We start from the raw sequence: 23,292 nt of genomic DNA, 5'->3' as shown, positions 1-23,292 counted from the left end.
GCCGTAACGACCCGTGCCCGTGCGGCAGCGGCAAGAAGTACAAGCAGTGCCACGGCAAGATCGTGTAATGCCGAAGGCGGCGCGCTCAGAGGCGCGCCGCGTCGTTTTACGCGGTACTTTGTCTTGATTTCGCGGTGGTTCGGCAACCTGCCCGGGCCATCAGTTTCCGTTTCCCTCGATGCCGGCGCCTGCCGGCATTTTCTTCGACAGGTCGCGACCATGGCTGTCAATTTCCCCTCGATCGATCCCGCTCAACTCCACCCCGTCGCCGGCGTTTCGCTTGGCTGGGCAGAGGCGAATATCCGCAAGCCGAACCGCAAGGACGTGCTCGTCATTTCCGTGGGCGAAGGCGCCACGGTCGGCGGCGTGTTCACGCAGAACCGCTTTTGCGCGGCGCCCGTCACGGTATGCCGTGAGAATCTGGAACGCGTGCGCGCATGCGGCAAGCCGATTCGCGCGCTGGTGATCAACACCGGCAACGCGAACGCGGGCACGGGCGAACCGGGCCTCGTGGCGGCGCGCGAAACCTGCGCTGAGCTTGCGCGTCTCGCGGACATCACACCGGAACAGGTGCTGCCGTTTTCGACGGGCGTGATTCTGGAACCGCTGCCGGTCGATCGTCTGAAGGCGGGTCTGCCGGCTGCGCTGGCCAACCGCAAGGAAGCGAACTGGTACGACGCTGCCCAGGCGATCATGACCACCGACACGCTGCCCAAAGCCACGTCGCGCCAGGTCACGATCGAGGGCCACACGGTCACGCTGACCGGCATCAGCAAGGGCGCCGGCATGATCAAGCCGAACATGGCGACCATGCTCGGCTTTCTCGCGTTCGACGCCGCCGTCGCCCAGCCGGTGCTCGATGCGCTGGTCAAGCACGTGGCGGATCGGTCGTTCAACTGCATCACGATCGATGGCGATACGTCGACCAATGATTCGTTCATCCTGATCGCGTCGGGCAAATCGAGCCTGCCGGCGATCACGTCCACCGATTCGCCCGCTTACGCAGCGCTGCGCGACGCGGTAACCGAAGTCGCCCAAACCCTCGCGCAACTGATCGTGCGCGATGGCGAAGGCGCGACCAAATTCATGACCGTGCAGGTGGAAGGCGGCTCGAGCGTCGGCGAATGCCGCCAGATCGCGTATGCGATCGGCCACTCGCCGCTCGTGAAGACGGCCTTCTATGCATCGGACCCAAATCTCGGCCGCATTCTCGCGGCCATCGGCTATGCCGGCGTGGACGATCTCGACGTCGGCAAGATCGATCTGTATCTGGACGACGTGCTGGTTGCCACTGCCGGCGGCCGCAATCCGGCCTACCGTGAAGAAGACGGCCAGCGCGTCATGAAAAAGAGCGAGATCGGCATTCGTGTCGTACTCGGGCGCGGCGACGCGCAAGCCACGATCTGGACTTGCGACCTCTCGCACGACTACGTGAGCATCAACGCCGACTATCGTTCGTAACCAGGTTTCTCATTGGGGTTTTAAGGCGGCCTGCGGGCCGCTCTCCACACAGCCATGGACAAACTCGAACAGTTTCTGACGCGGGCCGAAGCCGTGCTCGTCCGCCTGGAGGCCATGCTTCCGCCCGCCGCACCGGATATCGACTGGTCGGCCGCAGTCGCCTTCCGCTGGCGCAAGCGCCAGGGGCGCGGTTACCTGCAACCGGTGCCGGCTATCTCGGCGATCACGCTCGACGACCTGCAGAACATTGATCGCCAGAAAGGCCTGATCGAGCAGAACACCCGGCAATTCGTGCATAAGCAACCGGCCAACAACGTGCTGCTGACGGGCGCCCGTGGCACCGGAAAATCGTCGCTAATCAAGGCGTGTCTGAACGCCTATGCAAAAGACGGCCTGCGTCTGATCGAAGTGGACAAGGACGATCTGCACGACCTCGGCGATATTGTCGACCTGATCGCGCAGAGGCCGGAGCGCTTCGTGGTGTTCTGCGACGACCTCTCGTTCGAAGACGGCGAATCGGGCTACAAGGCGCTGAAGGTCGCGCTCGACGGCTCGATCGCCGCGCAGTCGGACAACGTGCTGATTTACGCGACGTCGAATCGCCGTCATCTGTTGCCCGAGTATATGAGCGACAACGAGACATACAAGCACACGTCCGACGGCGAGATTCACCCGGGCGAACTGGTGGAAGAGAAGATCTCGCTGTCCGAGCGTTTCGGGCTGTGGGTCAGCTTCTATCCGTTCAAGCAGGACGACTACCTGTCGATCATCGCCCACTGGCTGCGGCATTTTGGCTGCGACGACGCCGAAATCGAAGCGGCGCGCGGCGATGCGCTGGTGTGGGCACTGGAGCGCGGCTCGCGTTCGGGACGCGTTGCGTGGCAGTTCGCGCGCGACTGGTCCGGCCGCAAGACCTCAGCGTGAGCCTCGGCATGAGCGACGACACGCAGAAGAACGCCGCGGGCCGCAAGGTGACGGAAGTCGCCGTCGGCGTGCTGGTTCAACCCGATGGGCGCTATCTGCTGGCGCAGCGCCCGGCCGGCAAGCCGTACGAGGGGTATTGGGAATTTCCGGGCGGCAAGCTGGAAGCGGGCGAGTCGGTCGAGGCAGCGCTCGCCCGTGAGTTGCACGAGGAGCTCGGTATCGACGTTAAGGCGAGCCATCTGTGGCACACGCTCGAGCACGACTATCCGCACGCTTATGTGCGGCTCTTTTTCTGCAAGGTGACGCAGTGGTCCGGCGAACCGCACGGCCGCGAAGGTCAGGCTTTTGTCTGGCAGACGCTGCCTGCGGATGTCGAGCCTCTCTTGCCGGCGACCATTCCCGTGCTGGAATGGCTGGCGGCGGAAAAGAACTGACAGGGAAAGAGAAGGGGAAAACGCTGTGCGCCTAGCTGAGGCGCGCTACCCTGGCATTTTCATTCAGGCTGCGCGCGCGTCGTAGGCGTTGCGCTAACGGCGCCGGTCAGCGTGACTGGACCGCACGACCCGGTCAAGGCGGCACCGGTCAACGCGACGAGGACAGCGCGCCACCTTCAATGCGCGCTGTAATCCCCGCCCGGCGTCTCGTCCGACGACGCTTCCTGCTCGGATCCACCAATCTTGTACTTCTCAGCGGCCCAGGCGCCGAGATCGATCTGCTTGCAGCGGTCAGAGCAGAACGGGCGGAAGCGGTTTTCAGGTGTCCAGCGGACGTCCTTTCCGCAAGTGGGGCATTTGACGACAGTAGGCATACGGTCAGGCAGTCAATCGCAAACGGAATAAGTAACGAATATAGGGGCATTTCTCGCCGCTTTAAAGGCGTGCCCTTCCTTCGGTCCGGATTTACCCGGCAAACATGACAGGCTTGTGAGCGCTGGTTACAGGCTGCAAAGCGTGAGCTGGAACGGTACGTCGACATCTACCGCGCGCGGACGCAGATCGCCGTCCTGCACGGTAAAGCGCACCCACAGCATGTACTTGTTGGCGCTGGCCTCGGGGATCACGCGCAATTCCGGCGCCACCCGCACCTGCATCAGTTGATACGAACGGCCGGACAGCATTTGCTGATAGCTGCCCTGCATGGCCATGACCTTGGACGCCTGGCCGGATTCACGCGCCAACCGCAGAACGATGGTGGCCGCGTCGCGCAGCGGCAGCAGCGGCGTCACCCACTTGGCGATGTCCTGGCGGCGCTGATCGGGATGAATCTGTTGCCAGGCATAGTAGGACGGCAAATCGAACTTGCAGGTGCCGCCCGGAATGATCGCGCGGCTGCGGATACTGGCGAGCCATTCGTTGTCCGCAAGGTGCTGGCCGGTTTTGCCTTGCATCTGCGAAAGCCCCGCGAGCGTTTGCTCGATCTCGCCGAGTACGGCCTCGAGCGCGTTCTGCTCGATTCCTGGATTGCCGCGAAACGGCGCCAGCGTTTGCCGTTGGCGCTCGAGTTCTTTCATCAGATCCGACTTCAGATCCGCGCGACCCGCAACCTCTGAGATTTCGAACAGCGTGGTCAGTGCGACGTGATGTTCCCTGGCGTCTTCCTGAGTCAGAAAGAACGTGAAGCGCTCGAACAGATCTTCGAGGCGCAGCAGCGTCCGGATTCGCTCGTTGAAGGGATACTCGTAAAGGATCAAGCGGGCTCGCCTCGGGCGTGGTCGGTGACGGGAATGCAGAACATTCTAATGCCGTGAGACTACCCTAGCAATCACGCACTTTTTCAGCGCGCTTTCGCAATTTTTTTCACGTGTTTCGGGCGGTTTTCAACGCGCTTTTGGCATGCGCGTCGCTGTGAAGTTCAACCGGGATTTCCCGAGGTGACGCGCCGGCCTCATGCTCCGGCAAGCGACAGATACACGCGATGCTGTGCGTCGACTTGCGCCTTGAGCGCGTGGAGCGGCGCGTTGTCGTTGTCGATCACGTCGTCGGCTGCGGTGAGGCGTGCTTCGCGCGTGGCCTGGCGGGCGATGATTGCCAGCACCTGTTCGCGGCTGAAATTGTTGCGGCTCATCACGCGCGAAATCTGCGTTTCCACGCTGCAATCGACCGTCAGCACGCGATTCACGCGGCTTTTCCAACTGCCGGACTCGACCAGCAGCGGCACCACCACGATCACATATGGCCCTTGGGCCTCGCGCTGCTCACGTTCGGTCTCCGCACGAATCAGTGGATGCGTGATGGCCTCGAGGCGTTTGCGCGCGCTGTCGTCGCTGAATACGAGCGTGCGCATGCGGGCGCGGTCGAGCGAGCCGTCAGCGGCGACGAACGCCTCGCCAAATTCGGTGGCGATCTGCGGCATCGCCACGCCATGCGGCGCGGTGATGCGATGCGCGATCAGGTCGGTGTCGACCAGCGGCACGCCGTGCGCGGCAAACAGGTCGGCGACAGTCGATTTGCCGCTGCCTATGCCACCGGTGAGTCCCACAACGAACATGCTTCAGCCTCCCAGAGCCAGATAAAGCGGTGTACCGAGAAACAGCGTCAGTGCGCCGCCTGCCGCGAGGAATGGCCCGAAAGGCAACGGCTCTTCGAAGCGCATTTGGCCACGCCATGTTGCCAGCAGTCCGACTACGGCGCCGGCCACCGCCGCGATCAGCACGATCTGCGGCAGCGCCGCCCAGCCGAGCCACGCGCCGAGCGCCGCGAGCAGTTTGAAATCGCCGTAACCCATGCCTTCGACGCCGCGCACCAGGCGAAACAGCCAATGGACAACCCACAGCACCAGGTAGCCGAAGATCGCACCGAGCACCGCGTCGTGGAGATTCGCAAACATGCCGTTGAAGTTGACGATGATGCCGGCCCACAGCAACGGCAGCGTCAACGAGTCGGGCAGCAGGTGGGTGTCGATGTCGATCGCGCTCATGGCGAGCAGCGCCGCGCACAGTCCGAAGGCTGCGAGCGCCGTGAGGGTTGGGCCGAACAGTGCAAGCGAGCCGGCCGCGAACCCCGCGCTAGCGATTTCGAGCAACGGATAGCGCAGGCTCACACGCGCCTTGCAGGCGGAACAGCGCCCGCGCAGCAGCACGTAACTCAGCACCGGCAGATTTTCCCACGCGCTCAATACGTGGCCGCAGTGAGGGCACGCGCTGCGCGGCACCCACAGGTTGTAGCGCGCCGGCAGGCCGTCCTGTTCCATCGGTTCACCGGCGGCCTCGCTGATTTCCGCTCGCCATGCGCGTTCAAGCATGATGGGCAGCCGATGCACGACCACGTTCAGGAAGCTGCCGATCACGAGGCCGAACACGATGGCAAACGTGATCTGCAGGCCCGTGGGCAAGCTGCCGAACGCGAAACCGAGACCGGTTGCGAAATGATCGATACGGCCGGGCAGTAAGCCCGGCAGCAGGCTGGAAGAGGTGTCTGGCACGAGAAGAGTTGTCGCCCGCATGGATAAGGGATGGATTCGGCTGCGATCCTACACCACGTTGCCGAGTTGAATAATGGGAAGATACATCGCGATCACGAGGCCGCCGACCAGCGCGCCCAGCACGATGATGACGAGCGGCTCGCACAGGCTCGACAGCGTGCCGATCTTCTCGTCTACCTGGCGATCGGCGAGCGACGCTACGTCGATCAACATGGTGTCGAGTGCTCCGGACTCCTCGGCAACCGCGATGGGCTGCACGACCTCGGGCGGGAAGCAGCGCGCCCCGCGCATGGCGGCCGCGAGCCGTTCGCCGCGCCGCAGCCGCGCGGCGATTTCCACGGTGGCGCGGTCGAAGAAGGCGTTGCCGGTGGCGTGAGTCAGTGAGTCGAATGCGTCGGCCAGCGGTGTGCCGGCCGATAGCAACGTGCCTAGCGCGCGGCTCCAGCGAGCGGCGCACAGAGTGCGCAGCAGCGGGCCGGCAACCGGTATTGTCAGCGATGCGCGCGCGAACCGGATGCGCGCCGCTTCGGAACGTCGCAGCAGAAATGTCACTGCCGAACCGGTGGCGAAAGTCATGGCGAGTGCCGGTATGCTCCAACGCGCCACGCCGGACGACAACGCCAGCACGAATTGCGTCGGCGCGGGCAGTCTGGCGCCGAAGCCGTCGAAAATCTGCTTGAAGGTCGGCACGACCCACACGAGCAATGCGGCGGTAATCGCCATGGCCAGCACGAGTATCGCGACCGGATAGGTCAGTGCCGCGCGCACTTTCGCACGCTGCGCGGCGGCGCGTTCGCGGTCCTCGGCGATGCGGGCGAGGACGGCCGCGAGCGCGCCTGCTGCCTCGCCGACTTCGACCAGCTGGCAGTACAGCGCGTTGAACTGCGCGGGATGCCGCTGCAACGCCGCCGAAAAACGCAGCCCTCCGGTAATGTCGCGCGCTAAAGCGCCGACGATTCGCGGCATGCCCTGATGGCGGGAAGTCTGCGCTTGTGCGAGCAGGTCCAGCGCGGGCGCGAGTGGCAGGCCGGCGCGCAGCAGGCTGGCGAGTTGCCGGGTGAATAGCGTGATGTCCGCTGCGCGTGCGGTCGGGCGAGGTGCGGCGCCATGCGCCGTCAACTCGATGACAAAGAGATGGTCGCGTTTGAGGAGCATGCGTGCGGTGGCCGCGTCCGGCGCAATGAGCGAGCCGCTTTTTCGCACGCCGTTGGCGTCGACGCCGCGCCATTTGAAACGCGTGTCGGCGGGCAACGGTCGATGGGTCGTGGCCAGGTTCATGCGACCTCGGTGGCGGCGAGTGCTTCGGCGAGACTGGTAGTGCCGTCGCGCACACGCGCTAACGCCGCGTCACGCAGGGTGGCCACCTGTTCGGTCTGCGCGAGCCGCGCGAGTTCGTGCGTGCCGGCGCTGGCCACGATCAACTCGCGCATCGCATCGGAAACGGGCATAACCTGATGAACGCCGACCCGGCCCCGATAGCCGATGCCGTGGCACGCCGCGCATCCGCAGGCGGCGAACGGCTGCCAGCCGTCGAGTTGATGCTCACCGAAGCCCGCTGCCCGAAGCGCCGCCGCCGACTGCGGCGCAGGCACGCGGCACGCAGCGCAGAGGCGCCGCACCAGCCGTTGTGCGGTCACCATCCGCAACGCGGCCGCGAGGTTGTATGGCTCCACGCCGATATCGATCAGGCGCGCGACTGCAGCGGGCGCGTCGTTCGTATGCAGCGTCGACAGGACGAGGTGGCCGGTTTGCGCGGCTTTCACCGCGACGTCGGCGGTCTCTTCGTCGCGGATTTCACCAACCATGATGACGTCCGGGTCCTGGCGGAGAAAGGCGCGCAACGCCACTGCGAAGGTCAGGCCGGCTTTCTCGCGCACGCTGACCTGATTGATACCGGCCAACTGGATTTCGGCGGGATCTTCCACGGAACACAGATTGCGCGCCTCGCCGTTGAGCAGATTCAGGAAGCAATAGAGCGACAGCGTCTTGCCACTCCCTGTCGGCCCCGTGACGAGCACGAGGCCGTGCGGCGCGCGAATCGCGGCGTCGACAGTTGCGCGTTGGCGCGCATCGAGTCCGAGCGAGTCGAGAGAAAGATTCGCGGGCAGCGCATCGAGTCTTCGCAGTACGAGCTTTTCGCCGAACAGCGTAGGCAGCGAATTGACGCGATAGTCCTCGACGCGGCCGGGCGAGGTGGAAATGCGCAGCCGCCCGTCCTGCGGTACGCGCCGCTCGGCGATATCCATGCGAGCGAGCACCTTCACGCGAGTGATGAAGGCATCGCGCAGATGCGCGGGCGGCCGCGGGATCTCGTGCAGCACGCCGTCGATACGCAAGCGCACGCGCCAGCCGTGTTCCGCCGGTTCGATGTGAAGGTCCGACGCGTTGCGGCGGGTGGCTTCCTGCAACGTATCGGTCAGCAGACGCACGGCGGGGGCGTCGTCGGAACTGGCGATAGTTGCTGCGCCAGCGTCGCGTGCGAATGCCTTCGGCTTTGCCTGGGCAGCGTTCTCGTGAGCGCTTGCGATGGGACGCGGCGACGGCGTTGCGGGTTGAATCGAAGCTTGCATGAGGGACCGGTGATGAGCCGCCTGTAGAACACGGACGGCTTCATCTTCCGGCACGGCGGCGGGCGCCGCCATTCGGCCATTCGGCTAATGGCGCATGTTGCGCCTGTGTGCGATGCTGCTGTGTGTCGTATCTGGCTGTGTCGCTCAGACCGTCGCGCAATGTCGCTCAGCCGCGCAACACCTTGCCGGTTTTTGCGCGCACCGGCGGCCTGAACAGCTTGACGGTGCGAATCGCCTGATCGTCGCTGCGCATGACTTCGAGTTTGACTTCGCCGATCTGCACGCACACGTCGCCGTCGGGAATGTCTTCGAGAATTTCGAGGATCAGGCCATTGAGCGTTTTCGGCCCGTCGGTGGGCAACGTGAGATGTAGCCAGCGGTTCAACTCGCGTAGCGGCATGCTGCCTGCCACGATGCATTCGCCGTTCTCGTTCCAGCCACCGCGCGAATTGGCGCTCCGCGGAATCGACGTGGTGAATTCACCGATCAGTTCCTCGATGATGTCTTCCGGCGTGACGAGGCCCTGCAACTCGCCGTATTCGTTGACGACCAGCGCCGTGCGATGACGGCTCTCCTGGAAGTATTGCAGCTGCTGGAACACCGGTGTGCCGCTCGGCACGAAGTAAGGTTCGGCCAGCAATTCGCGCAGCGTCTCGCGCTCGAGTTCCTGGTTGTGCAGCGCCGCCAGCGTCTTGCGTACGTGCAGCACGCCGAGCACCCGGTCGATATCGCCTTGATAGACGATCAGCTTGTTGTGATAGCAGGTTTCCAGCTGATGCAGGATCTGTTCGAACGGCGCGTCGAAGTCGAGTGCCTCGATACGGCGGCGCGGGATCATCACGTCGTCGACGGAAATGTTTTCGAGATCGAACAGGTTGAGCAGAATGCTGCGGTGCTTGGTCGGCATGAAGCTGCCGGACTCGAGGACGATGGTGCGCAGTTCTTCGGTGGACAGCCGCTGATCGTGGCCGCCTTTCGTATTGATGTGCAACACGCGCAAGATGCCGTTCGCGAACAGATTGACGAACCAGACGAGCGGTTTGGCGACGCGCATCATCGGCGCGATCAGCAGGCTGGCCGGCAGGGCGACCTTTTCCGGGAACGTCGCGCCGATGATCTTCGGCGTGATCTCCGCGAACACGATGATCAGAAACGCGACGATCCCGGTCGCGATCGACAGCACCAGGTTGTTACGTCCGAACGTGTGCAGCGCGATCGAGGTGGTGAGCACCGGAATGATCGTATTGAAGAGGTTGTTGCCGATCAGCACGACGCTTAGCAGTTGATCGGTGTGAGCGAGCAGACCCTGAGTGGTCTTTGCGCCGAGCGCATTCTGGTTGGCAAGATGTTTCAGGCGATGGCGATTGATCGCCATCATGGCCGTTTCGGAACTCGAAAAGAAACTCGAGCAGATGAGCAGCAGAAAGACGGCGCCGATCTGCGCCCATAAGGGAAGTTGTTCCACGCGTCGTGAAGGATAGGGGAAAGGATGGAGAGAATATAGCAGAGGGACTTGCGCGAGCCGCCGGGCTTGGCGGCTGAAGACAGGACTGGCGGCGGTAGTGGCGCTGCAGGGCAAGCGCGGTTGTGAAGCGAAGCAATATGCGCGACCCAAAACAAAAAACCGCCGAGCAAGCTGGGCGGTTTTTTGAGCCTTGAACTAACAAGGCGAATCTGGTCGGGGTGAGAGGATTCGAACCTCCGGCCTCTACGTCCCGAACGTAGCGCTCTACCAGGCTAAGCTACACCCCGATTTGTACTGCGAACTCGATTCAGACTAAGTCAGCGTTTCAGTCTCGTTCAAGACTGTCTTGCCGTCGAGTAAGAACATAATTCTAGCAGGCTATCTTTGAAAATGGAATCAGGAAACGAAGAAATTGCTGCGGCGGCTGCCTGGGCTTCCTGCTTCGCGCATTCGAGCGTGTGATCCAGCGCGCCGGAACGCGTGATTGCCTCGAAAATGGTGTCGAACCGGTCCGTGCCGCCTTGTTCGATTGCTTCCCGCGCGAGCGCCGATTGTTCCGGTGTGCCGCGTTCGATCAGATAGATCAACGGAAGCGTGGGTTTGCCTTCGCGAAGGTCGTCGCCGGCGTTCTTGCCCATTGATTCCGCCGTGCCCGTGTAGTCGAGCCAGTCGTCCATGATCTGGAACGCGGTGCCGATGCGCCGGCCGAATTCCGCCGCGGCCGCTTCGGTTTTCGCGTCCGAGCCGGCCAGCACGGCGCCGAGTTGGGCGGCTGCCTCGAACAGCTTGGCGGTCTTGTAGCGGATCACCTGCATGTAGCGGGCTTCGTCCACGTCGGCGTCGTGCATGTTGAGGAGTTGCAGCACTTCGCCTTCGGAGATGATGTTGGTCGCCTCGGACAGAATTTCCATGACGCGCATCTTGCCCACGCCGACCATCATCTGGAACGAGCGCGAATACAGGAAATCGCCCACCAGTACGCTCGCCGCGTTGCCGAACAGCGCGTTGGCGGTCTGGCGACCGCGCCGCAGGTCGGATTCGTCGACCACGTCATCGTGCAGCAGCGTAGCCGTATGGATGAATTCGACGACCGCCGCCAGTTCGTGCCGGTGCCCCGTGGTTTCACCCAGCGCGCCGGCCACCAGCAACAGCAGCGCGGGCCGCAGCCGCTTGCCGCCGGCACTGATGATGTACTCGGAAATCTGGTTGATCAGCATCACGTCGGACGCAAGACGGTGCCGAATGACGCGATTCACCTGCTGCATGTCTTCGGCGATCGGAGCTAGCAGGCTGGCGGCGTTGGAGGAGGGGGTGGCAGTCGACGACATGATGGCTGATTTGGGTAGTGCCGCGAATTATAAGGCGAATCGCGACAGTTCCGGGTCGCAGGCTGCGGCGCGGCGCGTTCCGGGGCTGTGGCAGAGCCGCGCGCCGGGGCGTGCGGCAAGGCGCCGGGCGCTCGGCGCGGCGGCGCTCAATGAGTTTTGACCGAGCAGCTAACTCTATGTATAATCACGGGTTTCCGCGCGCGGTGCGTGGGAAAAATGAACACAGAGTGAGGTTCTCAATGTACGCGGTCATAAAAACCGGTGGCAAGCAGTATAAAGTTGCCGTCGGCGAAAAACTTAAAGTAGAACAGATACCGGCAGACATTGACGCTGAAATCACGCTCGACCAGGTTCTCGCAGTGGGCGAAGGCGAATCGATTAAGTTCGGTACGCCGCTGGTCAGTGGGGCTTCCGTCAAGGCTACCGTCGTGTCGCAAGGTCGTCACGCAAAAGTGACCATCTTCAAGATGCGTCGCCGGAAGCACTACCAGAAGCATGGCGGCCACCGCCAGAACTATACCGAACTGCGCATCGACGCGATCAACGCGTAAGCGCACCGGTTAAGGAGCAAATCAAATGGCACACAAAAAGGCAGGCGGATCATCCCGCAACGGCCGCGACTCCGAATCGAAACGCCTTGGCGTGAAGGTCTACGGCGGTCAGGCTATCAACGCTGGCGGCATCATCGTTCGTCAACGTGGCACGCGTATGCACCCGGGCGAAAACGTCGGTATCGGCAAGGATCACACCTTGTTCGCGCTGACGGACGGCCACGTCAATTTCTCGACGAAGGGCGCAGCGAAGAAGCACATGGTCAACGTCGTCCCGGCAGCAGTCTGAGTTTACTCAGGCACGGGCTTCAGGACCGGAAAAAGGCCCCGCGAAGTTAGCGGGGCTTTTTTTATTCCGGCGGCTTTTGCCGGACGAGATGGGCGTGATTGCATGCGCTCATGCCGCGCGCCTATGCTGTTCGGCTGATTGATCAGCGCCCGGCGGGCGCGGCAAAATAGCATCATCCAGTAGCAACCAAATTTAGCAGCACTATCTGGCAGCACACCACGGGACGGAGTTACGCATGAAGTTCATTGACGAAGCGAGGATTGAAGTCATCGCCGGCGACGGAGGGGATGGCAGCGCGTCGATGCGCCGCGAGAAATTCGTTCCGTTCGGCGGCCCGGATGGCGGCGACGGCGGGCGGGGCGGCAGCGTGATCGCGGTCGCGGACCGCAACATCAACACGCTGATCGACTATCGCTACGCGAAGAAACACCTGGCGCGCAACGGCGAAAACGGCCGCGGCGCGGACTGCTACGGCAAGGGCGGCGACGACATTACGCTGCGCATGCCGGTCGGCACCACGATCACCGACATGGAGACCGGCGAGTTGATCGCCGATCTGACCGAGCACAACCAGAGCGTGCAGATTGCTCAGGGCGGCGCGGGCGGTCTCGGCAACCTGCATTTCAAGTCCAGCACGAACCGCGCGCCGCGTCAGAAGACAGACGGCAAGCCGGGCGAACGCCGAATGGTGCGCCTCGAATTGAAGGTGCTGGCGGACGTCGGTCTGCTCGGCATGCCGAACGCCGGCAAGTCGACTTTTATCTCGTCGGTGTCGAACGCAAGGCCGAAGATCGCCGATTATCCGTTCACGACGCTCGCGCCGAATCTCGGCGTGGTGCGTGTCGGACCGAGCCGCAGCTTCGTTATTGCGGACATTCCTGGCTTGATCGAAGGCGCGGCGGAAGGCGCGGGCCTTGGCCATCAGTTCCTGCGTCACTTGCAGCGCACGGGCTTGTTGCTGCACATCGTCGACCTCGCACCGTTCGACGAATCGGTCGATCCGGTCGCGGAAGCCAAGGCGATCGTCAACGAACTGCGCAAGTACGACGAGTTGCTGTATGAAAAGCCGCGCTGGCTGGTATTGAACAAGCTGGATATGGTGCCGGAAGACGAGCGCGAAGCGCGTGTGTCGGCATTCCTCGAAGGCTTCGGTTGGGACGGTCCGGTGTTCGAAATCTCGGCGTTGACCGGGCAGGGTTGTGAAAACCTTTGCTATGCGGTGTTCGACCACATCGCCGCGCATTCGGACGCGCAGCGCGCGGCTGAAGCCGAAGATCTCGCCGCCGACGTACGTTTCCGCGACAAGCCGGAAGCCCCGGCCGCGGCGGACGACGCCAGCATCGACCCGCAGGAATAAGAAGCTCGAGCGCCGGCGCCCGAACGGGCTGCCGGTCTGCATCACGCGTCATCTTGGAGACCGCGCACAATGCGTTCCGTCATCGCAGATTCACGGCGATTGGTAGTGAAAGTCGGTTCGAGCCTCGTCACGAATGACGGGCGCGGCCTCGATCATGCTGCTATCGGCCGCTGGGCCGCACAGATTGCCGCCCTGCGCGCGCAAGGCAAGGAAGTGGTGCTCGTCAGTTCGGGTGCCATCGCCGAAGGAATGCAACGGCTCGGCTGGACCAAAAGGCCGCGCGAGATCGACGAACTGCAAGCGGCCGCGGCCGTCGGGCAGATGGGCCTCGCGCAGGTCTACGAAAGCCGCTTTGCCGAGCATTCCATCCAGACCGCGCAGATTCTGCTGACTCACGCCGACCTGGCCGACCGCGAACGCTATCTGAACGCACGCTCCACGCTGCTCACGCTTCTGCGATTGGGTGTGGTGCCGATCATCAACGAGAACGACACGGTCGTCACCGACGAAATCAAATTCGGCGACAACGACACGTTAGGCGCGCTCGTCGCGAACCTGATCGAGGGCGATGCGCTCGTCATCCTCACCGATCAGCAAGGGCTGTTCACCGCCGACCCGCGCAAGGATCCGGCCGCCACGCTCGTCCAGCAGGCCGATGCCGGCGCGCCGGAACTCGAAGCAATGGCGGGCGGCGCGGGCTCGAGTCTGGGGCGCGGCGGCATGCTGACCAAGATTCTCGCCGCCAAGCGCGCGGCCCACAGTGGCGCAAATACCGTCATCGCAAGCGGGCGCGAAGCGGACGTGCTGTCACGGCTGGCCTCAGGCGAGGCGATCGGCACGCAGTTGATCGCGCGCACCGCACGGATGGCGGCGCGCAAGCAATGGATGGCGGATCACCTGCAAGTGCGCGGCCATGTCGTGATCGACGACGGCGCGGTCGAAAAACTGACCGAAGGCGGCAAGAGCCTGCTGCCCATTGGTATCGTCGGCGTTCAGGGCGCGTTTGCGCGCGGTGAGGTGATTGCTTGTCTGAGCGCTGCGGGGCGTGAAGTCGCGCGTGGCCTGACGAACTACAGCAGCGCTGAAACCAAGCTGATTCAACGTCGTCCGAGTGGCGAAATCGAGTCGGTGCTCGGCTATATGCTGGAGCCGGAGCTAATTCATCGCGACAACCTGGTGCTGGTCTAAGTTAGTAACCGGCGCAGGGCGCACACACAAGCACGGCAAACAAAAAAGCCGTTCCAGCGGAAGCTGGAGCGGCTTGTTCTTGTCTACGACTTAAGCGCGCTCAAATTCAAAGCGCGCTCAGCAAAGCGCCTCAGTGAATCAACGAACTCGCCGTACGCTTGTACCGGATGTTCTCCAGAATCGACTTCGCATTCCCCATCGGCATCTTGTTCGCGCACAGATAATCCTGATACAGCGCCGCCTGATAGGCGTTCAGCGCGCCGTTCTCGATGCGCGTGAAATCGTTCGCGACCGTCGTGTCCCAGCCGTCGTGATCCGAATTCAGGCCCGCATACTGGCGCCACTCATACGTGTCGCAGCGAATCCCTTCGTAGATTACGTTACGAGCGCCGCTCGGGCTTGCCACGACGACGGTAAAGCGAACCACTCCGTCCGTTCCGACGCTGAGCGAATTCCGGTCGACCGCGAACTGCAACGGCGTATTGCCGGAGACTTCGAAAGGCAGCAGATTCGAGTCTTGCGGCAGCGGGGGGAGCGTGTCCACCTTGTTCTCTACCCAGTTGCCTTGGCGGTCCAGCAAATACGTGAACGCGCTGTCGTCTTTATTGGTAGGTTTGCCGGCGCTCGAACAGCCAGCCAGCAGGGCGCCGGTGGCGACGCACGCCACGACGAGAGCAAGTGCTTTCAATATGATTTCCTCGAAGCACTGGCGCGGCTCGACGAGCCGCGCCAGGGAGAGGCGGCGTGGACAGCCGCACAGAGTTGTTAATTGCGCACGCCCGGGCGGAACAACGAGCCGGCCGTTTCGCCTGCCGATTCGTCTTCGTGTTCCGGCGCAGCGCCTACTTCCGCCGTTGCCCCGGAACCCGGACCGCAATCGGACGCGATCGCTACGTGAACCGATGTTTCGATACTGACGGTGGTCACAGAAGTCACCGTCATTACCGTGGAATCCGGCGGACTTTCCATTGACGACGCTATCCGGGGATAACGCGGCCCATGGTGCCCGCCAGGTTTTTCCGCACGCGGCGCAGCCCGGCGCATGAAACGGGATAGCTCCGTCAGCGCCAACTGATATACATCCCGCTTGAACTCGATCACACAGTCGAGCGGCACCCAGTACTCGTTCCAGCGCCATGCATCGAACTCAGGGTGGTCGGTGGCGCGCAAGCAGATGTCGCAGTCGCGTCCAACCATCCGGAGCAAAAACCAGATTTGTTTCTGGCCGCGGTAATGACCGCGTACTTCGCGCTTGATGAACTTGTCAGGCACCTCGTAACGCAACCAGTCGCGCGTGCGACCGATCACCTTGACGTGCTCAGGAAGCAGCCCGGTTTCTTCGTGTAACTCCCGATACATCGCTTGCACGGGGGTCTCTCCGTACTTGATGCCCCCTTGCGGAAACTGCCAGGAATGTTCACGGAGCCGTTTGCCCCAAAACACCTCGTTGTGCGCGTTCAAGAGGATGATGCCGACGTTCGGGCGAAAGCCTTCACGATCCAGCATACAACCACCTTCGAATCCTTTAAAATTGCTTTGATTATAAACAGATAACGGACCCGACGCACCGATTCGCACCAGAATGGAACGATTCGCCGCAAAAGGCCCGCGTTTGCGGTAGCCTGACAGTCTTTCCGTGCCTTATCCCTTGTGCAAAGGCTTTGCGCGGCGGCTTCGGCATCGCGCTCGGGTAGCGCGTGTGCCGATGTCAGGCGAACCGTGCCGGCTCTGAGCCGGGTCTGTGCCGATTCCCCCACCGTTTTCACCTTTCGGGCGGTCCCTCCGGAGCCGCCGCTTTTGGAAAATCTGAATGAAAGCTTCCCGTTTCTTTATCGGTACCCTGAAAGAAGCTCCCGCCGACGCAGAGATCGTCAGCCACAAGCTCATGGTGCGCGCCGGCATGATCCGGCGTGTCGCCGGCGGTATCTATAACTACCTGCCGGTCGGCCTGCGCTCGATCCGCAAGGTGGAAGCCATTGTGCGCGAAGAAATGAATCGGGCAGGCGCGATCGAGTTGTTGATGCCGTCGGTGCAGCCGGCCGAGCTGTGGCAGGAATCGGGCCGCTGGGAAAAATACGGTCCCGAGCTGCTGCGCTTCAAGGATCGCAGGCAAGGCGACTTCGTGCTGGGGCCGACCCACGAGGAAGTGGTCACGGACATCGCGCGCAATCAGATCAAGAGCTATCGCCAGTTGCCGGTGAACTTCTATCAGGTCCAGACAAAGTTCCGCGACGAGATCCGTCCGCGTTTCGGCGTGATGCGCGGCCGTGAGTTCATCATGAAAGACGCGTACTCGTTCGACAAGGACATCGAAGGTCTGCGCGAGTCGTATCGCAAGATGTACGACGCGTACGTGCGCATCTTCACGCGCCTCGGCCTCGACTTCCGCGCGGTGGCGGCGGACAACGGATCGATCGGCGGCAGCGGTTCGCACGAATTTCACGTGATCGCCGAGACGGGTGAAGACGCGATCGCCTATTGCCCGACCTCCGAATTCGCCGCGAACGTCGAGGCGGCTGAAGCGCTGCCGCTCTACGCGGAACGCGCGGCGCCGGCCGAGGAGCTGAAGAAGACCGCCACGCCGGGCAAGGCGAAGTGCGAAGCGGTGGCCGAGTTGCTGAACATTCCGCTCGAGCGCACGATCAAGTCGATCATCCTCGCCACTGAAAACGACGGCTCCGAGCCGACCATCTGGTTGTTGATGCTGCGCGGCGACCACGATCTGAACGAGATCAAGGCGAGCAAGCTGCCGGGTCTGGCCGACTTCCGCATGGCGACCGAGGCTGAGATCATCGAAACGTTTGGCACGCCGCCGGGTTACCTCGGTCCTATCAACACGAAGAAGCCGGTGAAGGTCGTGGCGGATCGCACGGTCGCGAACATGAGCGACTTCGTGGTCGGCTCGAACGAGGTGGATTACCACACCACCGGTGTGAACTGGGGCCGCGATCTGCCGGAACCGGTCGTCGCCGACATTCGCAACGTGAAAAAGGGCGACCCGTCGCCGGACGGCAAGGGCGTGATCGACATCTGCCGCGGAATTGAAGTGGGCCACGTGTTCCAGCTCGGCACCAAGTATTCCGAAGCCATGAACGCAACGTGCCTCGACGAAACCGGCAAGCCGCGGCCGATGGAAATGGGCTGCTACGGCATCGGTATCACGCGTATTCTGGGCGCGGCGATCGAACAGAATTTCGACGACAAGGGCATCATCTGGCCGGAATCGATCGCGCCGTTCGAAGTCGTGCTGTGCCCGATGGGGTATGACCGCAGCGAAGCCGTGCGCGAAGCGGCCGACAAGCTGTACGCAACGCTGGTCGAAGCGGGCATCGACGTGATTCTCGACGACCGTGGGGAGCGCCCCGGCGTGATGTTTGCGGACTGGGAGCTGATCGGCGTGCCGCATCGTCTCGTGATCGGCGACCGTGGCCTCAAGGACGGCAAGCTCGAATACCAGGGCCGCCGCGACGCCGAGGCGACGCTGCTGCCGGTCGAAGAGGCCGCGCAAGCGGTGATCGCGAAGGTTCGCGCAGCGTTGGCGAGCTAAGCGGAGCGGACGGTGGAGTACACCTTCCTGTCCGCGACCATCCTGCTGATTCTGATCACGGATCCGCTCGGCAACATTCCGCTCTTTATCAGTTGTCTGCGCGGGGTGTCGCCGAAGCGGCGCACGATCGTCATTCTCCGCGAGGTGGCGATCGCCTTTGCGATCCTGCTGATCTTCATGGTGGTCGGCGACGGCTTTCTGCGCATGATGAGCCTGACCGACCAGTCGCTGCGTATCGGTGGCGGGATCGTGCTGTTCCTCATTGCGCTCAGAATGGTGTTTCCGCATCCGGATGGTCCATTCGGCGGCGACACGCGTGGCGGAGAGCCGCTGATCGTGCCGCTCGCCATTCCGGCGCTCGCGGGACCGTCGGCGCTTGCCACCGTGATGCTGCTGACATCTCAGGCGCCCGGCAAGATGTTCGAGTGGATTGGCGCGCTAACCGTCACGATGGTCGTCTGCGCGATCGTGCTAATGCTGGCGGAGCGCATTCAGGCGTGGCTCGGCGAGCGTGCCATGATGGCCTTCGAACGCTTGATGGGCCTCGTGCTGGTGGCGATTTCAGTTGAGATGATGCTCGGAGGTATCCGGTCATTCGTGCATCAACTGTGAAAGGCGCTCGCTGTCGCGCGAGGTGATCCGCGCGTCGCAACTCTTGGCGCAACACAACGCGGACAGCGCAGCGCAAAGCCCCGCGATCTCCCATGAAAAAAAAGCGGCCCCGTGAGGGCCGCTTCTTCGTCTCCTCGTCACGCCGCGATACACCTCGCGGCGGCGAGAAAATCAGGCAACTTACGCGCCTTCTGTCAGCGCACGAATCGTGGGCAGGTTACGCCAGTAACCCTTCGCATCCATCCCGCAACCGAACACATAACGGTCAGGCACTTCGAACCCGCAATAATCCGGGCGCAGCGGCTTGGCCTTCGGAATGATCTTCTCGCACAGCACCGCGCTCAGGAAGCGCTTCGCGCCCATGGCGAGGATACGGTCGCGGATCGCGGCCATCGTCTCGCCTTCGTCGAGAATATCGTCGAGTACCAGCACGACGCGATCCTTCACCGACTCCGCCGGCGCCACGCGCCATTGCATCTCGTTGCCGCCTTTGGTGGTGTTGCGGTAACGGGTCAGATGGATGTAGTCGAACTCGAGCGGGAAATCGAGGTGCGGCAACAGCATGCCGGTGAACACCGCCGCGCCGCCCATGACCGACAGCACGAGCGGAAAGTCCTCGCTCATCTCGTCGCGGATGGCGGCCGCCATACCGCTGATCGACGCGTTGACGTCTTCGGCCGAAACGATTTCTTCGGAGTGGCTAAAAATGTGGAGGGCTTCTTCGCGGTTCATGACGTCTGACGGGCGGTAACTGTATACATAGTGTGAGTGAGATCGGCGGCGCGCGGTACAGAGCAAACCCGCACAAGCTGAAGTCAGCCGCGCGCCGCCGTCTTGCTAAAGCTTAGCGCATGCCGGGCAACATGCCCTTCATCCCGCGCATCATCTTTTGCAGATTGCCGCCCTTGAGCTTTTTCATCATGGTGCGCATCTGGTCGTACTGATTCAGCATGCGGTTGACTTCCTGCACCTGCACGCCCGCGCCCGCGGCAATGCGGCGTTTGCGCGTGGCCTTGATCAGATCGGGCTTCGCGCGCTCCAGCGGCGTCATGGAATTGATGATGCCTTCCATGCGACGCATCTGCTTTTCGGCCTGGCCCATGTCGGCGCCGGCGGCCGCCTGCTGGAATTGCGCGGGCAATTTGTCCATCAGCGACGACAGGCCGCCCATGCCCTTCATTTGCGTGAGTTGCGCGCGGAAATCGTTCAGATCGAAGTCGCCGCCTTTCTTGACCTTGTCGGCGAGCTTCTGCGCGGCCTGCACGTCCACGCCGCGTTGTGCTTCTTCGACGAGGGCGAGAATGTCGCCCATGCCGAGAATCCGGTTCGCCATGCGGTCCGGGTAGAAGACTTCGAGGCCGTCGAGCTTTTCCGCGACGCCGACGAACTTGATCGGCTTGCCCGTGACGTGACGCACCGAGAGCGCCGCGCCACCGCGCGAGTCGCCGTCGAGCTTGGTGAGGACCACGCCGGTGAGCGGCAGCGCGTCGCTAAAGGCCTTGGCGGTGTTCACCGCGTCCTGGCCGAGCATCGCGTCGACTACGAACAGCGTTTCCGCCGGCTTCAGCTCGGTGTGCAGCGCGGTGATTTCCTTCATCATCGCTTCGTCGATACCGAGACGGCCGGCCGTGTCGACCAGCAGCACGTCGTGATAGTGGCGCTTGGCCCAGTCCACGGCGGCGCGCGCGATGTCGACCGGCTTCTGATCCGGCTCGGACGGGAAGAAATCCGCGCCGACCTGCTCGGTCACCGTCTTCAGCTGCGCGATAGCGGCAGGGCGGTAAACGTCGCACGACACGGTCAGTACTTTCTTCTTGTACTTCTCGCGCAGCAGCTTGGCGAGCTTGCCGACGGTGGTCGTCTTACCGGCGCCTTGCAGGCCCGCCATCAGGATGACGGCCGGCGGCGTGACAGCGAGGTTGAGTTCGACTGCCTTGCCTTCGTAGTCGCCGCCGATTATCGCGGTCAGCTCGCGCTGCACCACGCCAACCAGCGCCTGGCCGGGCGACAGGCTGCTGATGACTTCCTCGCCGAGCGCCTTTTCCTTCACCTTGGCGATGAACTCGCGCACGACGGGCAGCGCCACGTCGGCCTCGAGCAGCGCAAGACGCACCTCGCGCAGCATTTCCTGGGTGTTCGCCTCGGTGAGCCGGGCTTCGCCGCGCAGCGTCTTGACGACGCGCGCCATCCGTTGAGTCAGATTGTCGAGCATGGGGAGCGATGAACAGTGCGGCCCGGGCAGCGCGCGAAGCGGAAGACGTCGCGGAGTAGGGGCCTAGTGTAAACTTCGAATATGGATATTGTACTGTATGCCCTCACTGCGCTCCTCTACGGCGGTTTAGCCGTGGCCGGCTGGCGCTCGCACCGGCACGCCGCCGTGCGCCCCATGCTCGAAAGCGTGCCGGCGGTGCCGGCCGCCGCGGCGCCTCTGCCGGCACCGCCGGCCGCTTCGGGCATGAGCGGCTCGGGCCGCGCGCTGCTGTTCGTGGCGCTGCTCGCTCACGGCGTACTGCTGCATACCACCATCTTTCCTCAGAACGCGATGGTGTTCGGTTTCGCGTTCGCGCTGTCGGCCATGTTCTGGCTCGGCGCCGGCATCTACTGGATCGAGAGTTTTTTCTTTCCGCTAGACGGTCTGCGCCTGCTGGTCTTGCCGCTCGCCTGCATCGCTTCCTTGTTGCCGCTGGCGTTCAACGGCGTGCGCGTGCTGCCGTATTCCGCCGCGCCGATGTTCAAGCTGCATTTTCTGATCGCCAATATTGCGTATGGCCTGTTCGCGATCGCGGCGCTGCACGCTGTTCTGATGCTGCTGGTCGAGCGGCGTCTGCATGCCATGCGCGGTGGCGTTGCGCAGCGGCATACGGCCGCGGCGGGCAACGGCTGGCTATCGAGCTGGCTCGATACGCTGCCGCCGCTCCTCACGCTGGAGAAACTGCTGTTCCGGCTGATCGGCGCGGGTTTTGTCCTGCTGACGCTCACGCTCGTGTCAGGCATTCTGTTCAGCGAGCAACTGGTCGACCGTGCGTTGCAACTCGATCACAAGACCGTGTTCGCGATTCTTTCCTGGGTGATGTTCGGCGCGCTGCTGACCGCGCGCAAGGTTTCCGGCTGGCGCGGCCGTGCGGCATTGCGCTGGGTGCTGGCGTCGTTCGTCGCGCTGTTGCTGGCGTACGTCGGCAGCCGTTTTGTTTTCGAGGTGCTGTTGCACCGTGCTGTAGTGTGAGCGTGTCCCATGCGACAAATATTTCTGTTGATCCTGTTGTTCATTGTCGGCCAGTGGCTGGTGAAGGCGCTACGTCGTCATGACGCGCAGGCGTCTCAACGCAGCGGTACCGGCGCCAGTGGCGCCGCGGGTGCGAAAGGCCCGAACGGTTCGAACGGCGGCGCGCGCGCGTCCGCTCCCGCGCCGGCGCAACTCGCCGAGCCGATGATCCGTTGCGTCGAATGCGGCGTGCACGCGCCGAAAAGCGATTCCGTGGTGGTGGCGGGGCAGCCGTTCTGCAGCGCCGCGCACGCGCAGCGTCACGGCGCACGACCTACGGGCCGCGACGCTCGATGAGCGTCGAGTTCACCGTCGATGCCGACGGTTGGGTCGCTGCCGCACGCAAACTGCCATCGCCGAATTTCGAAGCACGACCTGAAGGGGCCGTGCCGACGCTGATCGTCGTCCACAACATCAGCCTGCCGCCCAACGAGTTCGGTGGCACCGCGATTGCCGAACTGTTCCTCAACACGCTCGATTGCGACGCTCACCCGTACTACGACTCGCACCTGCGCGGCGTGCGGGTGTCGGCGCATTTCGTGATTCATCGCGACGGCGCGCTCGAGCAGTTCGTGTCATGCAACGAGCGCGCGTGGCACGCCGGTCCGTCGAATTTTTTCGGCCGCGAGCGTTGCAATGATTTCTCGATCGGTATCGAGTTGGAAGGCAGTGACACCACGCCTTTCGAAGCGGCGCAATACCGCACGCTCGGCGCGCTTGTGAACGCGCTCAAGGCGCGCTATCCGGTCGAGGCGCTCGCCGGTCACTCGGATATCGCTCCCGGTCGCAAGACCGATCCAGGGCCGCATTTCGAGTGGCTGCGTCTGCAGCGCGACACCTCGCTCAGTGCTCAGTATTTCCCCTATCTCAAGTTTTCCAAAACGCCGTAACGACCCTTTCGCAACTCTTCGCGTGACTTCGCGTGATGCGACGAGAGCAAGGCGCTGCCTTGTTCTCCGGGGAGTCGGCTGCGCGCCTTGTTCGCGTTGCGCTATCCAAAAGTCAAGACTTCGAAAGCAAATAAAACGATTTGACCTGTCTCGAATCTCCACTATACTTGGTGCCAGAAATTCGGTTCTGCACTACATCTTGTGTTCAGCTGTGCATAACCGTGTGAATAACTGAGTGCATAACCGAGTGTATAAGTCAGCGGCGCCCCGCTCCCGAGCATGGCGCCGCAAGCATTCCAGGCAGCGAAAAAAATTCCTGTGGCGCGGCCGGATTGACCACCGGCGGCATCCAGAAAACATTCAGGAAAAGGGCTCAGCCAGTGATCGCGACACACACGACGAAGACCGTTATCAATTCGAATCAGGCT

At 62.9% G+C, this 23,292-nt stretch carries 25 protein-coding genes and 1 tRNA gene; 13 read left to right on the top strand and 13 right to left on the bottom strand.

The annotated features are described in order from the left end of the window. From P0D70_RS28110 to P0D70_RS28095, 4 genes are all read left to right on the top strand, one after another. Nucleotides 1–68: SEC-C metal-binding domain-containing protein (locus P0D70_RS28110; RefSeq protein ID WP_408186858.1), on the top strand; the 68-nt coding region annotated here is incomplete at its 5' end. A gap of 151 nt (nucleotides 69–219) precedes the next feature. Continuing rightward, complete coding sequence (argJ, locus tag P0D70_RS28105; RefSeq protein ID WP_408186856.1) at nucleotides 220–1,461, top strand: bifunctional glutamate N-acetyltransferase/amino-acid acetyltransferase ArgJ; 1,242 nt, start codon at nucleotides 220–222, stop codon at nucleotides 1,459–1,461. Between the two features lie 54 nt (nucleotides 1,462–1,515). Continuing rightward, a complete protein-coding gene (locus P0D70_RS28100; RefSeq protein WP_091798833.1) occupies nucleotides 1,516–2,385 on the top strand; it encodes an ATP-binding protein in 870 nt (289 codons plus the stop codon). An 8-nt stretch (nucleotides 2,386–2,393) separates the two neighbouring features. Next, on the top strand, nucleotides 2,394–2,819 hold the full coding sequence (locus P0D70_RS28095; protein ID WP_408186855.1) for an NUDIX domain-containing protein: 426 nt from the start codon (nucleotides 2,394–2,396) through the stop codon (nucleotides 2,817–2,819). A gap of 176 nt (nucleotides 2,820–2,995) precedes the next feature. On the opposite strand, the gene yacG is transcribed toward P0D70_RS28095, so the two are convergent. The 9 genes from yacG to P0D70_RS28050 form a co-directional block, all read right to left on the bottom strand. Further along, nucleotides 2,996–3,193, bottom strand: coding sequence for a DNA gyrase inhibitor YacG (gene yacG / locus P0D70_RS28090; protein WP_091798839.1), 198 nt, complete (start codon nucleotides 3,191–3,193; stop codon nucleotides 2,996–2,998). Between the two features lie 126 nt (nucleotides 3,194–3,319). Then, nucleotides 3,320–4,075 carry a cell division protein ZapD gene (gene zapD, locus P0D70_RS28085; RefSeq protein ID WP_091798841.1) on the bottom strand — a complete coding sequence of 252 codons (756 nt, stop codon included), beginning with the start codon at nucleotides 4,073–4,075 and terminating at the stop codon, nucleotides 3,320–3,322. A 194-nt stretch (nucleotides 4,076–4,269) separates the two neighbouring features. After that, on the bottom strand, nucleotides 4,270–4,872 hold the full coding sequence (gene coaE / locus P0D70_RS28080; RefSeq protein WP_408186854.1) for a dephospho-CoA kinase: 603 nt from the start codon (nucleotides 4,870–4,872) through the stop codon (nucleotides 4,270–4,272). A gap of 3 nt (nucleotides 4,873–4,875) precedes the next feature. After that, the gene (locus P0D70_RS28075; RefSeq protein WP_408186853.1) at nucleotides 4,876–5,826 is read right to left on the bottom strand and encodes a prepilin peptidase; all 951 of its coding nucleotides are present in this window, start codon (nucleotides 5,824–5,826) and stop codon (nucleotides 4,876–4,878) included. A gap of 27 nt (nucleotides 5,827–5,853) precedes the next feature. Continuing rightward, complete coding sequence (locus tag P0D70_RS28070; RefSeq protein ID WP_408186852.1) at nucleotides 5,854–7,083, bottom strand: type II secretion system F family protein; 1,230 nt, start codon at nucleotides 7,081–7,083, stop codon at nucleotides 5,854–5,856. After that, nucleotides 7,080–8,375, bottom strand: a complete 1,296-nt coding sequence (locus tag P0D70_RS28065; protein WP_091798851.1) for a GspE/PulE family protein — start codon at nucleotides 8,373–8,375, stop codon at nucleotides 7,080–7,082. The genes P0D70_RS28070 and P0D70_RS28065 overlap by 4 nt, the downstream gene beginning before the upstream one ends. A gap of 166 nt (nucleotides 8,376–8,541) precedes the next feature. Then, complete coding sequence (locus P0D70_RS28060) at nucleotides 8,542–9,840, bottom strand: HlyC/CorC family transporter (protein ID WP_177205063.1); 1,299 nt, start codon at nucleotides 9,838–9,840, stop codon at nucleotides 8,542–8,544. 210 nt (nucleotides 9,841–10,050) lie between these two features. Next, nucleotides 10,051–10,127, bottom strand: a tRNA-Pro gene (locus P0D70_RS28055). A 48-nt stretch (nucleotides 10,128–10,175) separates the two neighbouring features. Next, nucleotides 10,176–11,168, bottom strand: a complete 993-nt coding sequence (locus P0D70_RS28050) for a polyprenyl synthetase family protein (RefSeq protein WP_011489900.1) — start codon at nucleotides 11,166–11,168, stop codon at nucleotides 10,176–10,178. A 239-nt stretch (nucleotides 11,169–11,407) separates the two neighbouring features. Here P0D70_RS28050 and rplU point away from each other — a divergent pair, with 239 nt between their 5' ends. From rplU to proB, 4 genes are all read left to right on the top strand, one after another. Beyond that, nucleotides 11,408–11,719 carry a 50S ribosomal protein L21 gene (gene rplU, locus P0D70_RS28045; protein WP_007180329.1) on the top strand — a complete coding sequence of 104 codons (312 nt, stop codon included), beginning with the start codon at nucleotides 11,408–11,410 and terminating at the stop codon, nucleotides 11,717–11,719. Nucleotides 11,720–11,744: 25 nt separating this feature from the next. Beyond that, nucleotides 11,745–12,008 carry a 50S ribosomal protein L27 gene (gene rpmA / locus P0D70_RS28040; protein ID WP_007180330.1) on the top strand — a complete coding sequence of 88 codons (264 nt, stop codon included), beginning with the start codon at nucleotides 11,745–11,747 and terminating at the stop codon, nucleotides 12,006–12,008. 235 nt (nucleotides 12,009–12,243) lie between these two features. Continuing rightward, entirely contained in the window at nucleotides 12,244–13,365 is a 1,122-nt protein-coding gene (gene cgtA / locus P0D70_RS28035; protein WP_408186851.1) for an Obg family GTPase CgtA, read from the top strand. 69 nt (nucleotides 13,366–13,434) lie between these two features. Next, nucleotides 13,435–14,553: a glutamate 5-kinase gene (gene proB / locus P0D70_RS28030; protein ID WP_091798953.1), complete on the top strand. Its 1,119-nt coding sequence runs from the start codon at nucleotides 13,435–13,437 to the stop codon at nucleotides 14,551–14,553. Between the two features lie 130 nt (nucleotides 14,554–14,683). Here the strand turns inward: proB and P0D70_RS28025 are convergent, their stop codons facing one another. Beyond that, a complete protein-coding gene (locus P0D70_RS28025; RefSeq protein WP_091798956.1) occupies nucleotides 14,684–15,241 on the bottom strand; it encodes a CNP1-like family protein in 558 nt (185 codons plus the stop codon). A gap of 77 nt (nucleotides 15,242–15,318) precedes the next feature. After that, nucleotides 15,319–16,059, bottom strand: a complete 741-nt coding sequence (locus P0D70_RS28020; RefSeq protein ID WP_408186850.1) for an RNA pyrophosphohydrolase — start codon at nucleotides 16,057–16,059, stop codon at nucleotides 15,319–15,321. A 304-nt stretch (nucleotides 16,060–16,363) separates the two neighbouring features. On the opposite strand from P0D70_RS28020, the gene P0D70_RS28015 reads away from it, so the two are divergent. Continuing rightward, nucleotides 16,364–18,100, top strand: coding sequence for a proline--tRNA ligase (locus tag P0D70_RS28015; RefSeq protein ID WP_408186849.1), 1,737 nt, complete (start codon nucleotides 16,364–16,366; stop codon nucleotides 18,098–18,100). Nucleotides 18,101–18,112: 12 nt separating this feature from the next. Continuing rightward, nucleotides 18,113–18,712, top strand: coding sequence for a MarC family protein (locus P0D70_RS28010; protein ID WP_408186848.1), 600 nt, complete (start codon nucleotides 18,113–18,115; stop codon nucleotides 18,710–18,712). Between the two features lie 180 nt (nucleotides 18,713–18,892). Here P0D70_RS28010 and P0D70_RS28005 read toward each other — a convergent pair whose 3' ends face one another. Together P0D70_RS28005 and ffh are read right to left on the bottom strand one after the other, a co-directional pair. Continuing rightward, the gene (locus P0D70_RS28005; protein ID WP_091798973.1) at nucleotides 18,893–19,444 is read right to left on the bottom strand and encodes a hypoxanthine-guanine phosphoribosyltransferase; all 552 of its coding nucleotides are present in this window, start codon (nucleotides 19,442–19,444) and stop codon (nucleotides 18,893–18,895) included. A gap of 112 nt (nucleotides 19,445–19,556) precedes the next feature. Next, nucleotides 19,557–20,924 carry a signal recognition particle protein gene (ffh, locus tag P0D70_RS28000; RefSeq protein ID WP_091798975.1) on the bottom strand — a complete coding sequence of 456 codons (1,368 nt, stop codon included), beginning with the start codon at nucleotides 20,922–20,924 and terminating at the stop codon, nucleotides 19,557–19,559. Between the two features lie 81 nt (nucleotides 20,925–21,005). Between ffh and P0D70_RS27995 the strand changes: the two genes are divergently transcribed. From P0D70_RS27995 to ampD, 3 genes are read left to right on the top strand one after another with little or no spacing between them, the layout of a single operon-like run. After that, a complete protein-coding gene (locus P0D70_RS27995; RefSeq protein WP_408186847.1) occupies nucleotides 21,006–21,935 on the top strand; it encodes a cytochrome C assembly family protein in 930 nt (309 codons plus the stop codon). A gap of 9 nt (nucleotides 21,936–21,944) precedes the next feature. Beyond that, nucleotides 21,945–22,271, top strand: a complete 327-nt coding sequence (locus tag P0D70_RS27990) for a PP0621 family protein (protein WP_091798981.1) — start codon at nucleotides 21,945–21,947, stop codon at nucleotides 22,269–22,271. After that, entirely contained in the window at nucleotides 22,268–22,864 is a 597-nt protein-coding gene (gene ampD / locus P0D70_RS27985; RefSeq protein ID WP_091798984.1) for a 1,6-anhydro-N-acetylmuramyl-L-alanine amidase AmpD, read from the top strand. The genes P0D70_RS27990 and ampD overlap by 4 nt, the downstream gene beginning before the upstream one ends. The last annotated feature ends 428 nt before the right edge of the window (nucleotides 22,865–23,292 follow it).

Origin of the sequence: Paraburkholderia sp. RL17-381-BIF-C (genome assembly GCF_046026435.1) — a bacterium.
In the GTDB taxonomy this organism is placed as follows: domain Bacteria; phylum Pseudomonadota; class Gammaproteobacteria; order Burkholderiales; family Burkholderiaceae; genus Paraburkholderia.
Note: the sequence above shows the minus strand (reverse complement) of the source record. Positions and strands in the feature narration are given on the sequence as shown.